The sequence below is a fragment of the Corynebacterium ammoniagenes DSM 20306 genome, assembly GCF_001941425.1.
Classification (GTDB): domain Bacteria; phylum Actinomycetota; class Actinomycetes; order Mycobacteriales; family Mycobacteriaceae; genus Corynebacterium; species Corynebacterium ammoniagenes.
The window spans coordinates 1,940,863-1,954,955 of record NZ_CP009244.1; the positions used below are offsets into that span (position 1 = coordinate 1,940,863).

13 protein-coding genes and 1 pseudogene are annotated in these 14,093 nt (G+C 54.9%); 8 read left to right on the forward strand and 6 right to left on the reverse strand.

What is annotated here, in order from left to right; genetic code table 11:
* Nucleotides 1-15: 15 nt before the first annotated feature.
* Nucleotides 16-402 (forward strand): hypothetical protein, encoded by a 387-nt coding sequence (locus tag CAMM_RS08870; RefSeq protein ID WP_003846269.1) that lies wholly within the window; start codon nt 16-18, stop codon nt 400-402.
* Here the strand turns inward: CAMM_RS08870 and CAMM_RS08875 are convergent, their stop codons facing one another.
* Complete coding sequence (locus CAMM_RS08875) at nt 403-1,017, reverse strand: DUF4245 domain-containing protein (RefSeq protein ID WP_003846272.1); 615 nt, start codon at nt 1,015-1,017, stop codon at nt 403-405.
* A 240-nt stretch (nt 1,018-1,257) separates the two neighbouring features.
* On the opposite strand from CAMM_RS08875, the gene glpX reads away from it, so the two are divergent.
* The 5 genes from glpX to CAMM_RS08900 all read left to right on the forward strand — a co-directional run bounded on the left by glpX (nt 1,258) and on the right by CAMM_RS08900 (nt 7,016).
* Nucleotides 1,258-2,286, forward strand: coding sequence for a class II fructose-bisphosphatase (gene glpX, locus CAMM_RS08880; protein ID WP_003846273.1), 1,029 nt, complete (start codon nt 1,258-1,260; stop codon nt 2,284-2,286).
* A gap of 167 nt (nt 2,287-2,453) precedes the next feature.
* Nucleotides 2,454-3,854, forward strand: coding sequence for a class II fumarate hydratase (locus CAMM_RS08885; protein ID WP_040354861.1), 1,401 nt, complete (start codon nt 2,454-2,456; stop codon nt 3,852-3,854).
* A gap of 131 nt (nt 3,855-3,985) precedes the next feature.
* The gene (locus CAMM_RS08890) at nt 3,986-4,624 is read left to right on the forward strand and encodes a lipase (protein WP_147581071.1); all 639 of its coding nucleotides are present in this window, start codon (nt 3,986-3,988) and stop codon (nt 4,622-4,624) included.
* An 89-nt stretch (nt 4,625-4,713) separates the two neighbouring features.
* The gene (locus CAMM_RS08895) at nt 4,714-5,373 is read left to right on the forward strand and encodes a TetR/AcrR family transcriptional regulator (RefSeq protein ID WP_003846279.1); all 660 of its coding nucleotides are present in this window, start codon (nt 4,714-4,716) and stop codon (nt 5,371-5,373) included.
* The gene (locus CAMM_RS08900; RefSeq protein ID WP_003846281.1) at nt 5,367-7,016 is read left to right on the forward strand and encodes an MDR family MFS transporter; all 1,650 of its coding nucleotides are present in this window, start codon (nt 5,367-5,369) and stop codon (nt 7,014-7,016) included. Before CAMM_RS08895 ends, CAMM_RS08900 begins: the two co-directional genes overlap by 7 nt.
* 123 nt (nt 7,017-7,139) lie before the next feature.
* On the opposite strand, the gene CAMM_RS08905 is transcribed toward CAMM_RS08900, so the two are convergent.
* The 3 genes from CAMM_RS08905 to CAMM_RS08915 all read right to left on the reverse strand — a co-directional run bounded on the left by CAMM_RS08905 (nt 7,140) and on the right by CAMM_RS08915 (nt 10,176).
* Entirely contained in the window at nt 7,140-7,736 is a 597-nt protein-coding gene (locus CAMM_RS08905; RefSeq protein WP_003846282.1) for a GNAT family N-acetyltransferase, read from the reverse strand.
* Nucleotides 7,737-7,817: 81 nt separating this feature from the next.
* Nucleotides 7,818-9,221 carry a PhoH family protein gene (locus tag CAMM_RS08910; protein ID WP_003846284.1) on the reverse strand — a complete coding sequence of 468 codons (1,404 nt, stop codon included), beginning with the start codon at nt 9,219-9,221 and terminating at the stop codon, nt 7,818-7,820.
* Between the two features lie 211 nt (nt 9,222-9,432).
* Complete coding sequence (locus CAMM_RS08915) at nt 9,433-10,176, reverse strand: LysR family transcriptional regulator substrate-binding protein (RefSeq protein ID WP_003846285.1); 744 nt, start codon at nt 10,174-10,176, stop codon at nt 9,433-9,435.
* A gap of 20 nt (nt 10,177-10,196) precedes the next feature.
* On the opposite strand from CAMM_RS08915, the pseudogene CAMM_RS08920 reads away from it, so the two are divergent.
* Nucleotides 10,197-10,604, forward strand: a pseudogene (locus CAMM_RS08920) (DUF5997 family protein); the annotation flags it as partial.
* Between the two features lie 253 nt (nt 10,605-10,857).
* Here the strand turns inward: CAMM_RS08920 and glyA are convergent.
* Complete coding sequence (gene glyA / locus CAMM_RS08925) at nt 10,858-12,159, reverse strand: serine hydroxymethyltransferase (protein ID WP_003846289.1); 1,302 nt, start codon at nt 12,157-12,159, stop codon at nt 10,858-10,860.
* 165 nt (nt 12,160-12,324) lie between these two features.
* On the opposite strand from glyA, the gene coaA reads away from it, so the two are divergent.
* Nucleotides 12,325-13,251: a type I pantothenate kinase gene (gene coaA, locus CAMM_RS08930; protein ID WP_040354864.1), complete on the forward strand. Its 927-nt coding sequence runs from the start codon at nt 12,325-12,327 to the stop codon at nt 13,249-13,251.
* Nucleotides 13,252-13,321: 70 nt separating this feature from the next.
* Here the strand turns inward: coaA and CAMM_RS08935 are convergent, their stop codons facing one another.
* Nucleotides 13,322-14,092, reverse strand: coding sequence for an isoprenyl transferase (locus CAMM_RS08935; protein ID WP_003846292.1), 771 nt, complete (start codon nt 14,090-14,092; stop codon nt 13,322-13,324).
* Nucleotide 14,093 lies beyond the last annotated feature (1 nt).

The following is a 14,093-nucleotide window of genomic DNA, read 5'->3' on the forward strand; positions in this document are numbered from 1 at the left end:
GAACGGAGCTTTGACATGCAAATTTACGCCTACCCGGGTGACCGCCTCGACTTTATCTCTAAGACTTCCTCGGCCGGCGCATTAGAATTTGGCGACCCGGTGGGCTTAGTTGAGGAATTTTTTGGCCCCGCGCACACCAAAACTCCCTTGGAGAATGAGGCGGGTTACCAAGAGCTGACCTATTACAACGGTTCTTTGAGCTTTGAGTTTAGCGTCGGCAAGCTCTACTCCATCACCGTCCAGCCCGGATTGTCGAAGGAGAAGATTGAAATCTTCGTCGACCGCGAGCGTGTGTCAGGACCTGCTAGCGAGGCCGCACAAGACCGCACCAAGCAAGTCGGTGTGGAAGCAACCTATGGCGAGGTGCTGGAAAAGATCCACTTCACCGCGCGCAATAATTAATTAGTTGGTGGCGCTAGCGTCGCTGGTACCAGCATCAGCGGCGCCTACGTCAACTGGCTCCACGGCCAAAAAGCCGCGGACAAGTTCCGTGAATTCTTCGTCGGTAGCGGTACCGGTGAGCAGTACTCGCTCATCTTCTAGGTCAAATGCCCAGACATCGCGCACATTATTTTCCGGGCTTGAGGCGACGGTGACTTCTTGTCCATCGACAGTAATGGCCTCGGTGTTCTCGCGGAAGTGCTCATCGAAGTTAGCGAGGGCATCGTCAAGCGGAACTTGCGTCTGCCAGGAAGACAAGTAGCTTTCTTCCGGCGTTACCCAGCCGACAACCGAAGAAGGCTCCTGGTCCAGGGAAGCACGGCGCGCGGAATTGGCGACCCAGTCCTCAGGTACGTCAGGAATGCGGATGGCTGCGCCTTGTGCTGCGCGCGCTTCCAGATCCAAGAAAGCTTCACCGTCTACTTGGCGAACGGCCGAGAGATCGGATGTTTCAGGGTTGATGGTGCACAAGCCTGTGGCACCAACAACAGCTAGCATTCCGATGACAATCACGCCGAGGGACAAAATCATGTCTCGGCCATTTTCGAAAATCTTTGGTTTTTCTTCGCCCGCCATGCGCTTTAGTATCGCATGGCTTTTAAGAAATAGGTAAACCGCCCGACGCGGCGAATTGGGCCGAGGTTTGGTGCGCCGAGCGCGCTTGTGGCGCAGTTGTCCCTCTTTCGGGGGACTATTCGGGAATGTTTGCGCTCCGAAACATGGAATAATGAAGGGGCAAGTGGGCATACTTGATAGGCACGTGCCGAATGGGCACACGCTGAAACATATAAAACAATGAGGAAGGCCTTCTAACCGATGACAAAAACTGCTGGAGATCGTGAACTTCCAGACCGCAACCTAGCCATGGAGCTGGTACGCGTTACCGAAGCTGCAGCACTGGCTTCAGGTCGTTGGGTCGGCCGCGGCAAGAAGAACGAAGGTGACGGCGCAGCAGTTGATGCTATGCGTACGCTCATCAATTCCGTATCCATGGATGGCGTAGTTGTTATCGGCGAAGGCGAAAAAGACGAAGCCCCGATGCTATTCAATGGTGAACAGGTCGGTACTGGCGAAGGCGCTGCGATGGATATTGCAGTCGACCCCGTCGACGGCACCCGCCTGATGGCCGAAGGCCGCCCCAACGCGGTATCTGTTATCGCTGCTGCTGAGCGTGGCACCATGTATGACCCTTCGGCCGTGTTCTACATGAACAAGCTGGTTGTTGGCCCTGAATCTGCCGGCAAAGTAGACATCAATAAGCCTGTCGCTTTCAACATCAACGCAGTGGCCGAAGCCAAAGGTATTCGCCCGCAAGAAGTAACCGTGGTCGTTCTTGACCGCCCACGCCACGATGATCTGATCGCGGAAATCCGTGAAGCTGGCGCCAAGGTACGTCTCATCATGGACGGCGACGTTGCTGGTGCCATCGCTGCTGCTCAGGATTCCAACTCCATCGACTTGCTGATGGGCATCGGCGGCACTCCAGAAGGAATTGTTACCGCGTGTGCACTGAAGTGCATGGGTGGTGAGATTCAGGGCAAGCTGTGGCCACAAGATGAAGAAGAAGCAGAACGCGCTCGCGCGGCTGGACACGACCTCGACCGCGTACTGTTTACCAACGACTTGGTCACCTCCGATAACTGCTACTTCGCAGCTACTGGCGTGACCAATGGCGACATGCTGCGTGGTGTTTCCTACCGCGCCAACTCCGCTACCACCCGGTCGATGGTGATGCGCTCGAAGTCCGGCACCGTGCGCTACATCGAGTCCATTCATCAGCTGTCCAAGCTGCAAGAGTACTCCGTAATTGACTATTCGGATCCCAAGTCGAATCCCGTGCAGTAGGACTTGGCTAGGCTGGTTGTGAAGCCGCGGGCCCCACATGAAGGCGCGCGTGCGGAAAATTAGTCATACTAGAAGGCGTACAGCCTGACCCAGTAGCGCGATACATGCCTGCTGGGCACTCGTTCCAGTTAAATAGATTTATATTCTCTACAAAGAAGGTGGATTTCATGACTGAATATCGCATTGAGCATGACACGATGGGTGAAGTAAAGGTTCCAAAGGGTGCCCTGTGGAGCGCGCAGACCCAGCGTGCGGTCGAAAACTTCCCAATCTCCGGTCGCGGACTCGAATCTGCACAGATTCGCGCAATGGGTCTGCTGAAGGCAGCTTGTGCGCAGGTCAACAAGGATTCTGGCGCACTCGACGCGGAAATCGCCGATGCAATCATCGCTGCAGGTCAAGAAATTGCCAGCGGCAAGTACGACGATGAATTCCCAATCGACGTCTTCCAGACCGGTTCGGGCACGTCTTCCAACATGAACACCAACGAGGTCATCGCATCCCTCGCCAAGCAAAATGGCGTTGACCTGCACCCTAATGACCACGTGAACATGGGCCAGTCCTCTAACGATACTTTCCCAACTGCAACCCACGTTGCTGCTACTGAAGCTGCAGTTACTGATCTGATCCCAGGCCTGAAGGTTCTGCACGAGTCCTTGCTCAAGAAGGCTCATGAGTGGAAAGAAGTTGTAAAGTCCGGCCGCACCCACTTGATGGATGCTGTTCCAGTAACCCTGGGCCAGGAGTTCTCCGGCTACGCTCGCCAGATTGAACTTGGCATTGAGCGCGTTGAAGCAACCCTGCCTCGCCTGGGCGAGCTGGCAATCGGTGGCACCGCTGCTGGTACTGGTCTTAACACCTCCGCCGACTTCGGCGCCAAGGTCACCGAAGAGCTCAAGAAGCTCACCGGCATCGAGGAACTATCTGAGGCTAAGAACCACTTCGAGGCTCAGGCAAACCGCGACGCATTGGTCGAGTTCTCCGGCGCAATGCGCGTCGTCGCTGTTTCCCTGTACAAGATCGCCAACGATATCCGTCTGATGGGCTCTGGCCCACTGACTGGTTTCGCTGAAGTTCACCTTCCAGATCTGCAGCCAGGTTCTTCCATCATGCCTGGCAAGGTCAACCCTGTTCTGTGTGAGACCGCAACTCAGGTTTCCGCACAGGTTATCGGCAACGATGCTGCGATTTCCTTCGGTGGTACCCAGGGCCAGTTCGAGCTCAACGTCTTCATCCCGATGATGGCACGCAACGTTCTCGAATCTTCCCGTCTGTTGGCTAATACCTCTCGCGTCTTCGCTGAGCGCCTGGTCGACGGCATTGAGCCAAACGCTGAGCGTATGAAGAACTTCGCTGAGTCTTCCCCATCCATCGTGACCCCACTGAACTCTGCAATCGGCTACGAGAATGCAGCAAAGGTGGCTAAGCACGCACTGGCTGAAGGCATCACCATTCGCGAAGCTGTTATCAACCTCGGCTTCGTCGACGGTGACAAGCTGACCGAGGAAGAGCTGGATAAGCGTCTCGACGTGTTGGCAATGGCTAACACCGACCGCGACAACTTCTAAGCTTTAGCTCTTCGCTTTTAAAATTCTCCTAAGCGCACCGCCCATTAGTTTGGGCGGTGCGCTTTTGTTTATAAGACCTGCTTCAAGGCTGCAGCGTGGCGCGGTGAGGGTAGATGGTTAAGATATCTGCCATGCCAGAAAACACGCCGGACAAGCAGCATGCTCCCCTATCCAATGCACAAAGAATCCACGAAGCTGAGCAAAGTACGCAGAATTCTTTCGCGCAATACAAAGGCTCCGCCAAAACCGAAACGTGGATGTGGATTGTGGGAATCTTAGTGGTCATTATTGTGGTGGCTGCTGCAGTGTTTGCGGGTGTGCGCTACCTGGCAGAGCCGGAAGAACAACCCATCCTCGATAAGCAACTGGTCGAGGTCGATGAATCAGCGCCGGTAGAAACTTTGGATGGCGGGTTAGTTGGCACCTTCGCCGGGGAGTTCAATGCCGGCCCAGACAATTCATGGCAAGGGGCAATTTCCTTCGCTGGAGCGACTGCAATCTTGGCCTATCCCCACTCGGGTTGCCAGGCGCTCTTACAACTAACTCCGCCGGAGCAGGCCGATGCTTCTGCTGACGATGGCTCCGTTTATACCTATGACACCCAGGCTTTGAACCGAAAGTGCGTCTCGGACGGGTATTGGGAATTTGAGGAAGACTCCGGTGCGGTATCTGCACAATACTTCGAGGTCAATAATGACGGCGAGACTGAGCTCAAGGCAGCTGCGCAATTAACGCGAAATCTGGATGAGCTTGTGGCGAGCGCACGATAGTGACTTAAACAATAAAGTATTTTGAGTTCTTATAAATTCACACAGTTTGCACTTGGTGCAAACTTGCACCATGTGTAATATTGCATAGCGTGCAAGTAGATAAAGATGTTGATGACGGCTTCCTCCCCGACAGCGATCTGGGGCTCCGGGAGCAAAAACGCTTGGAAACTAATCGTCGCATCGAAGACGCTGCTACTCGGCTAGTTGATGAATCAAGCTTTGATGAAGTAACAATTGAACAAATTTGTGAGGCCGCTGGGATTTCTCGGCGCACCTTTTTTAACTATTTCAGCGCCAAAGAAAGCGCTGTTATCGGCTCCTCGTCTGAACCGCTTACTACGGAACAGCGTGAAGCTTTTTTGAATGCCGAAGGCTCAAATATTCTGCACATTTTGGTGGAGAATATTGAGCGTCATTTCAATACGGAGAGCCAAGACCCGGTGATCCAAGAACGTCGCCAAAGGATCTTTGCCCAACCCGATGTTGCGGTTCGTGCCTTGGCGTTTCGTAAAGAGCGTTCGCGAGAAACCATGGAGTTACTCACGGAACGGCTCACCGCTAACCCGGAGGAACAGCTCAACCCAGAGCTGGCTCCCCAGACAGAGGCAATGTTGCTCAGTGGCTTTATCCGCGAAGCAACATGGCTAGCAATGTCACGGCCTGACCGTGATTGCGAATTACCGATGATCGATCGGATTTATCGATCAATGGAATTGATTAAGGAATATACGAAAGGACTGGAATGGTAGCGAACAACCCCACATCAAGCACCGGCAGCCAGGCCAGTGCTTTAAGCGCTGAAGAACTTCCCGTGGTCAACGCAGAAGTTGCCACCCCTTCAGCTGCTGATCCCAACCACGGCAAGAAGACCGCGGATAACGTCGGGATTATTTTTGCCGCCCTGATGCTCACCATGCTGATGAGTTCACTGGGCCAAATGATCTTCAGCTCCGCCCTGCCCACCATCGTCGGTGAGCTCGGCGGCGTAGATCAGATGAGCTGGGTTATCTCAGCCTTCATGGTGACTATGACCATTGCTATGCCCTTGGCGGGCCAGCTGGGCGACCGCATGGGTCGCAAATGGGTCTACATCGCTGGTATCGCAATCTTTGTTATCGGTTCGACCGTTGGCGGTTTTGCCAACGGCATGGGCATTTTGATTGCCGGTCGTGCCATCCAGGGCTTTGGCGCCGGCATTATGATGATTTCTTCCCAGTCCATTGTGGCTGAGGTTGTCTCCGCACGTGAGCGTGGCAAATTCATGGGAATCATGGGCGGCGTCTTCGGACTCTCGTCCGTCTTAGGTCCAGTTCTTGGCGGTTGGTTTACTGATGGCCCAGGCTGGCGCTGGGGTCTATGGGTCAATATTCCACTAGGCCTTCTCGCCATTGTCGTTTGTATTTTCGTGTTGAAACTGCGCGTCGGTGAGCACGGTTTCAAGGGCTTTGACTGGATGGGCTTTGCCACCATTGCTATTTCCACCAGCTCGCTCATTCTGATGACCACGTGGGGCGGCAGCGAATACGAGTGGACTTCCCCAACCATCTTGGGCTTGGGTGCCATTGTCATCGTTGGTGTGCTGCTGACTATCTTTATCGAATCCCGCGCATCCCAGCCGCTGATTCCAGTGCGTCTTTTCAAGAACCGCAACATGGTTCTGACTACCCTCGCAGGCACCGTCTTGGGCTTGGCAATGATGGGTGTTCTAGGTTACATGCCAACCTACCTGCAGATGGTGCACACTTTGACACCTACTGAAGCTGGTTTGATGATGATCCCAATGATGGTCGGCATGATTGGTGTATCCACCGGCGTCGGTTTCATCATCGCGCGCACTGGCCACTACAAGCTCTACCCCATCGTCGGCTTGGCTATCACGGCGCTGACATTATGGTGGATGTCCCAGATGACTGCGGATACCACGCTCACTGCACTGGGCGTTCGCTTCTTCTGCTTCGGCGTGGGCTTGGGCTTTGTCATGCAGGTTCTGGTGCTCATCGTTCAAAACTCCTTCCCAATTTCCCAGGTTGGTACCGCTACCGCAGCCAACAACTTCTTCCGTCAGATCGGTTCCGCTTTGGGTGCTTCCATCGTCGGCTCGATGTTCATCCACAATATGCAGGGTGAAATGTCCGAACGTCTACCCAAGGCCCTGGCTTCTCTGGGCGAGGATGGCGCTCAATATGCTGAGCAATTCGCTGGTGCGGATGCTGCAAACTCGCTGACGCCTCATGTTGTGGCAGGTCTACCGGATGCTCTCCGGGACGCCATCTTGAACTCCTACAATGACGGCTTAACTCCAGTCATTGCCATGATGGTTCCATTGGCCATTGCCGCAATGTTGCTGCTCATCCCACTGCGTCAAGAGCGTCTGAAAGAAACGATCGAGTAAATCGAGTTAAGTAAGACCCTTTCGTAGAGTGAACACGAAATCGCTCTGCAAGAAATCCTGAAATCTTTCAGGCTCTTGCAGAGCGTTTGGTGGTTTTAGCTACGTTGGTGGTTTCCTTCTTACTTATGCTTTCAGTGGTCGTTGTGCTTTGATGCGCTCAGAGGCGGTGTGTTCAAACTCTTCTTCCGCGGTGACCTTTTCAGGCTTCGGAAGCAGCTTTTGGTAGACCACGGTATCGCGCCATTCGCCAGCACGTGGGCCGTAGGTCATCTTCGCCAGGTGCTTGTAGGTGCCTACTTCTTCAAAGCCGCGGGATACGTGCAGCTTCACGGAGCCTTCGTTTTCCGGGAAGATCCAAGAATGGATCGCCCACATCCCCAGCTCTTGGCAGGCATCGATGAACCTATCCAATAGTCCGCTGGCCACACCGCGGCCTTGGGCATTGGAATCAATATAAATGGAGTCTTCTAGTACGCCGGCAAGGACAGGACGCTGGGAGATTGGGGCTCCAGAGACCCAACCAATAACTTTAGAATCATCATAAAGTTCCACCGCCACGAATACGGTGTCCATATTTTTGCCGTCGACGAACTCTTCTAGGGTCATGGCACGGTGTTCATAAGAAGCATTTCCCGTGACAAGTCCCTGCAGGTAGATATCTTCAATCTGAGGGTAATCCTCCGCGCGGAACGGGCGGATTGCGAAGTTCGACTTTGTCATGCTCCCATTATCCGGACGAGTCCTCAAAGTTGCCATGTGCGGCCTGACTTTTCGCTCAATTTCACAAGAGCCATTCCCCCGCTAGTTGTCACTTTCTAGCAAGTTTGTGACCAATTCGGCAATCGCGGAGCGTTCCGAACGCTGCAGGGTGATGTGTGAGAATAAGCTGTTGTCTTTCAGCTTTTCGATGACCGCCTGGACCCCATCGTGCCTGCCCACCCGCAGGTTATCGCGTTGAGCAACATCATGAGTAAGAACCACGCGGGACCCACAACCGAGACGAGACAGCACGGTTAACAACACATTGCGCTCCAACGACTGCGCTTCATCGACGATGACGAAGCTGTCATGCAAAGAACGGCCGCGAATGTGCGTCAACGGCAGGACTTCTAGCAGACCACGGTCGTGGATTTCATCGATGACATTGTCGGAGACTAATCCTTCGAGGGTGTCATAGACCGCCTGCGCCCACGGATTCATCTTCTCGGATTCCGAGCCCGGCAGGTACCCCAGCGACTGCCCACCGACGGCATACATGGGGCGAAAGACCACAATCTTGCGGTGCTCTTGACGCTCAAGGACTGCTTCGAGCCCCGCGCACAAGGCAAGGGCGGACTTACCGGTTCCAGCACGGCCACCAATGGAGACAATCCCCACGGAAGGATCCGCGAGCACATCAAGTGCAATGCGCTGTTCGGCAGAACGGCCCTGCAGACCAAAGGCATTAATATCACCGCGGATGAGCTTGATTGCTCCATCGGCCATTACCCGGCCCAAGGCGGATTGCTGGTTCGCTTGTAGCGTAACTCCGCAGTGCACCGGAAGGTCCTCCACGCGCATGCCTTTATCGGTGACTGCTTCATCGATAATGACTTCCCCATCGCTGAATAGGTCATTGATAATCTCTGGGGAAACATGCACATTGGCCATTCCGGTATACCCGGTGAGCACCACGTCTTGGGCATGGTATTCATCCGCTTCTAATCCCACCGCACCAGCTTTGACGCGCAGCGGAACATCCTTGGTCACCAGCACGGTTTCGCGGCCTTCATGCGCGAGGTTTAGCGCACACGCCAAGATGCGGTGGTCTCCCTCACTCCCCCGAAACGCCATCGGCAGCAGTGATTGATCCTGGTGGTTGAGTTCCACATGCAGCATTCCACCCTGTTCATTCGCCGGCACCGGCTGATCCAGATAGCCGTGCTGAGAGCGCAAGCCTTCTAAATGACGAAGAGCTTGGCGGGCGAACCAGCCAAGCTCCGGGTGATGACGTTTTGCTTCCAACTCCGAAATAACAACAACGGGTAAGACCACGTCGTGTTCTGCGAACTTCTTTAGCGCCCACGGGTCGGAGAGCAAAACGGACGTATCCAGGACGTAAGTTTTGGTCTTCGTGCGCGGCTGAAAGTGCGCGACAGACTCAGAAGTATTCGTGTCTGGGGTGAAATTGTGCGGTGAACAGGTTTTAACGTTTGAATCAAACATGCCTGCAGGGTTCTCCCTTTTCGCTTGGCGGTGTCAGTGAACTGAGCTAACGCTCTCAGAGCTACTGCTCTTTGACCTCCGCTCACAGAACCTAAGTTCTCAAAATCTTGTTCAAGGTTCCTGAGCTTCTCCGGTTAGTGCCCACCCTAAGCAAGAGAGATTAAAATTACACGGTTGAAAGATGAACATTGTGTAAACCGCCTAGGCCTGCCTAGCCGCGACGTCCCCTGCGTGGACTAGAGCCACGGCCCAGGCTTCCTTTTCTGCCGGAATTTTTCTGTGTTCTCCCCTGGGCACGCCCTTGTGCTCTCCCTTGGGCGTCATTTCGCCGTGCCTGTTTGGCTTTGGTTTTCTCACTCGCAGACTTTTTCGGCGCTTCGTGCCGTGAGGAATTTTGCGTCCGGCCTTTGGCTATGCCGACGAAGTCTTGAATGGCTTCGGAATCTTTCTCTTTCGGCCACACCAGCGCGATATCGGTGCTGGGCACGGATGGGTCTTTGAGTTCCAGTGGCACCACTTGCTTCTTGGACAGCACCTTCAGTAGCGGGCGCGGGGCAATAACAATGCCGACATTAGCGGCGACTACCTGTAGTCCGGCGCGGATCTCGTCAATATTGAGTGAGGCATCGTCAGCTATACGGTAATTCAGGTGCTCATCAGCAATATCACGCGGGTCCACGGCTTCACCGAGCTCAGCAAATACAGAGTCTTTCGGCACCGCTACCCCGCGCGATTCAGTATATAAACGCACGATATGGGTGTCGTCTTCGCTTATTCGCTTATCGATGCCCCCATGCGGCAACCTGGCCAACGCCACATCCGCGTCACCGGCGAGAAGAACGGCGATGGCATCATCAGCATCAATCGTCTCCAGTCCGCCGTGGTCGGTGGCGCGGCGGTAGCGCTCGAACCATTTTCCTGGTTCGGTGCCGGTGGCAAAGGTCAATCGCAACATGGAAGCTAGCTTAATCGGGGATGTTTCCCGCGGTCGAACTTGGTGCTACCGTAGAAAACGTGAACGACAAGAATTTGCAACCATCTGGTACCGCTATGCGCGCGCAGACCGCCGCGAAAAAGCTCGGCATCTATCTGCCAGCTGCCCCACAAGAGTTCCAAGATCGGGCGATTACGCACGCGGAACTCCGCGATTTGCACACGAACCCACCGGAGTGGCTCTCAGAGCTACGTCGCACCGGTCCCTATCCCCGTCCAGTTGTTGCCCAAAAGCTGGGCATTTCTGTCACCGCTTTGAAAAAGAATGACATGGACAAACCGCTAGATGCGGCTGAGATTAAAGAGCTGTTGGAAAACCAGCCGGACTGGCTGCGCGCGGCACGCACCACGCACGCCGAGTCCCGTCCAGAAGGAACTTCCGCAGACGACGCCTCTGCAGAGGACGCCGCTACTGAGGGCGCTGCTGAGAGCAACGCCCCTGAGGCAACGACTAGCGCTGAGCTGGATGATGAAGACTTCGTAGAGTCAGTAGAGAAGTCTTTGGCGGAAAGTGAAGCTGCCGTGGAAGAGTCAGCTGAGCCAGAAGAAAAATAGTCTGCGTCTTTTCTGATCGCAAAAGGCAGCCGGTGGGATTTCCCAGCGGCTGCCTTTTAAATTGTGTCGATACTAGCTCAGCGACACCTTAGACCAGCTTCCAGTCTTCCAATCCCTCATAGAGTGGGAATTGCTCAGCCAGCTTGTCCACGCGGGCGCGAAGGCCTTGGGTATCGGCATTCTTGCCATCGACAAGCGCGGTAGCGATGATGTCTGCTACCTCGGTGAATGCTGCTGCGTCCAGGCCGCGAGTAGCCAGTGCCGCGGTACCAATGCGCAGACCGGAGGTCACCATTGGTGGACGAGGATCATTAGGAACCGCATTGCGGTTGACGGTGATACCAACCTCGTGCAGGAGGTCTTCGGCCTGCTGGCCATCCATCTCCGAGTTGCGCAGGTCAACCAAAACCAGGTGCACGTCGGTGCCGCCGGTGAGTACGTCAACGCCTGCGGCCTTAGCTGCGGACGAGGTCAAGCGCTCAGCCAAGATCTGTGCGCCTTCGACGGTGCGAGCCTGACGCTCACGGAAATCTTCCGACGCGGCAATCTTCATCGCAATCGCCTTCGCTGCCACCACGTGCATCAAAGGACCACCCTGCTGGCCTGGGAAGACCGCAGAGTTGAGTTTCTTGGCGTAGTCCTGCTTGGCCAAGATCATGCCGGAGCGTGGGCCACCGAGGGTCTTGTGCACGGTGGTGGAGACTACATCAGAGTGTGGCACTGGGTTCGGATACAGATCCGCTGCAACCAGACCAGCGAAGTGAGCCATATCGGTCCACAAGTAAGCGCCAACTTCATCGGCGATGGAACGGAATGCTTCAAAATCCAGGGTGCGCGGATATGCCGACCAACCCGCGATGATCACCTGTGGCTTTTCAGCGATTGCCTGCTCGCGCAGACGGTCCATATCCAGACGGCTAGTCTTTTCATCCACCGTATAAGCAGCTACTTCGTACAGCTTGCCGGAGAAGTTCAGCTTCATGCCGTGGGTCAGGTGTCCACCATGATCCAACGAAAGACCCAGAATCTTATCGCCGGGGTTGATAAGTGATGCCAACACCGCAGCGTTTGCCTGTGCACCCGAGTGGGGCTGAACATTGGCAAAGTCCGCGCCGAAGAGAGACTTTGCGCGGTCACGTGCCAAGTCTTCGATGATGTCAACATGCTCACAACCACCGTAGTAACGACGGCCAGGGTATCCCTCAGCGTACTTGTTGGTAAGTACCGAGCCTTGTGCCTGCAAAACTGCGCGAGGTACAAAGTTCTCCGAAGCAATCATTTCCAGGGTGTCGCGCTGACGTGCGATTTCACCGTTGATGGCTGCATAAACCTCAGGGTCTAGATCGCGCATTTCCTGATAACGCGCATCGGAAGAATTCTGAGTAGTCATATGACTATATATTCCCTTCGTCGAAGTGGGGATGAAGCAATACACCACACATGATAGCCAAGGGCACCCCGGATCAGAGAACTTTCCCCTATTAAAATTTTCCGGCGGCAGCCTCAGATGTGGGTTAATTTCCTCGTAACCTTGCATAGTGACACAATGGAGGCCATGGCGCGGAACTCCGATTTAAGCCCCTACCTTGATTTCGACCGTGACACCTGGCGTGGACTTCGCAACTCCATGCCGCAGGTTCTGACGGAAGCCGAAGTTAAGAAGCTCGCGGGCATTGGTGAAAACATCAACCTCGAAGAGGTCGCAGATGTCTACCTTCCGCTTTCCCGTCTTATCCACATGCAGGTTGCCGCGCGACAGGCGTTGACCCAAGCCACCGAGCAGTTCTTAGGTAACCCGCCGAGTCACGTGCCTTTTGTCATCGGCGTGGCGGGTTCTGTTGCCGTGGGCAAATCCACCACTGCACGTTTGCTTCAAGTCCTTTTGGAACGCTGGGATACCCACCCCAAAGTCGATCTCGTGACAACGGATGGCTTTCTCTACCCCACTCGCATTTTGCAAGAACGCGGGCTGATGTCGCGCAAGGGCTTTCCCGAATCTTATGACCGCCGTTCGCTGATGCGCTTTGTCACGGATGTTAAATCCGGCAAGGAAGTAGTCCGCGCACCGCTGTACTCGCACGTGTCCTATGACATCGTTCCAAATGAATACCAGACGGTTAATCAGCCCGATATCTTGATTCTGGAAGGGCTCAATGTTTTGCAGACCGGCCCTACCCTGATGATTTCGGATCTTTTTGATTTCTCGGTCTACGTGGATGCGCGCGTAGAGACCATCGAAAAGTGGTACATCAACCGCTTCCTCGACCTGCGCCACACTGCCTTCCGTGAACCCGGAGCGCACTTCGCGGCCTATGCCGATATGAATGACGAGCAGGCTTTTAACCAGGCTCGTGAAATTTGGCAGTCGATTAACCTGCCCAACCTCGTCGAAAATATTTTGCCCACGCGCGTGCGGGCATCGCTGGTGTTGCGCAAAGGCGCAGACCACACCGTGGAAAAAGTCCGGATGCGCAAGCTCTAGGCTGGGGTTTCCCGAGCTGAGGCTTCCCGCCTTGGGCTTCCTGCCCGAAGGCTTCCAGCCTGTGGCGCGTCTATTTTCCGAAGCGGCGGGAGCGCTGGGAGAAATCGCGCAGGGCGCGGAGGAAATCAATCTTGCGGAATGCCGGCCAGTAGGTGTCGGTAAACCAGATTTCAGAATACGCGGCTTGCCACAGCAGGAAGCCGGATAGTCGCTGTTCGCCGGAGGTGCGGATGACGAGATCCGGGTCCGGCAGCCCCTTGGTATACAGGTGCTTCGAAATGGAATCCACGGTGATGCTCTCCACCAATTCCTCTGGCGTTGCCCCCGCTTCGACTTCTTTTTTCAGCATGGCCTTCACGGCGTCCGCAATCTCTTGACGGCCGCCGTAACCAACCGCGATATTGACGATGACCCCGTCATTGTCCCGGGTATCGTCCGCTGCCGAACACATCGCGTTTGTAACCTCATCCGGCAATAGGTCCAGGTGTCCGACCAGGCGCACCTGGCAGTTCAGGTCGCCATGGCTGAGGTGGTCCACGACCTCGGTGATGATATCGAATAAGAGGCTGACCTCATTTTTCGAACGCTTGAGGTTTTCTGTCGACAGCAGATAGATGGTGACTACTTCCACCTCGGTATCGGCACACCACGAGACCATCTCGCTAATCTTTTTTGCACCTTGGCGGTGGCCGTGGCTGATATCTTCAAACCCCGCTTCCCTAGCCCAGCGGCGATTGCCGTCAGCCATGACTGCAACGTGCTTGGGCTGCGGCTTGCCTTTGAGCTCGGAGATAAGACGGGCTTCATAGGCTGGGTAGAGTAACGCGGGTAGAAGTCTCACA

What these genes read in the sequence shown, in the direction of transcription:
- CAMM_RS08870 (WP_003846269.1), top strand. Translation starts at nt 16, where the DNA reads ATGCAAATTTACGCCTACCCGGGTGACCGCCTCGACTTTATCTCTAAG.
- CAMM_RS08890 (WP_147581071.1), top strand. Translation starts at nt 3,986, where the DNA reads ATGCCAGAAAACACGCCGGACAAGCAGCATGCTCCCCTATCCAATGCA.
- glyA (WP_003846289.1), bottom strand. Translation starts at nt 12,159, where the DNA reads ATGACTACTCAGAATTCTTCCGATGCGCGTTATCAGGAAATGCGCGAT.
- CAMM_RS08905 (WP_003846282.1), bottom strand. Translation starts at nt 7,736, where the DNA reads ATGACAAAGTCGAACTTCGCAATCCGCCCGTTCCGCGCGGAGGATTAC.
- glpX (WP_003846273.1), top strand. Translation starts at nt 1,258, where the DNA reads ATGACAAAAACTGCTGGAGATCGTGAACTTCCAGACCGCAACCTAGCC.
- CAMM_RS08885 (WP_040354861.1), top strand. Translation starts at nt 2,454, where the DNA reads ATGACTGAATATCGCATTGAGCATGACACGATGGGTGAAGTAAAGGTT.
- coaA (WP_040354864.1), top strand. Translation starts at nt 12,325, where the DNA reads ATGGCGCGGAACTCCGATTTAAGCCCCTACCTTGATTTCGACCGTGAC.
- CAMM_RS08910 (WP_003846284.1), bottom strand. Translation starts at nt 9,221, where the DNA reads ATGTTTGATTCAAACGTTAAAACCTGTTCACCGCACAATTTCACCCCA.
- CAMM_RS08875 (WP_003846272.1), bottom strand. Translation starts at nt 1,017, where the DNA reads ATGGCGGGCGAAGAAAAACCAAAGATTTTCGAAAATGGCCGAGACATG.
- CAMM_RS08915 (WP_003846285.1), bottom strand. Translation starts at nt 10,176, where the DNA reads ATGTTGCGATTGACCTTTGCCACCGGCACCGAACCAGGAAAATGGTTC.
- CAMM_RS08900 (WP_003846281.1), top strand. Translation starts at nt 5,367, where the DNA reads ATGGTAGCGAACAACCCCACATCAAGCACCGGCAGCCAGGCCAGTGCT.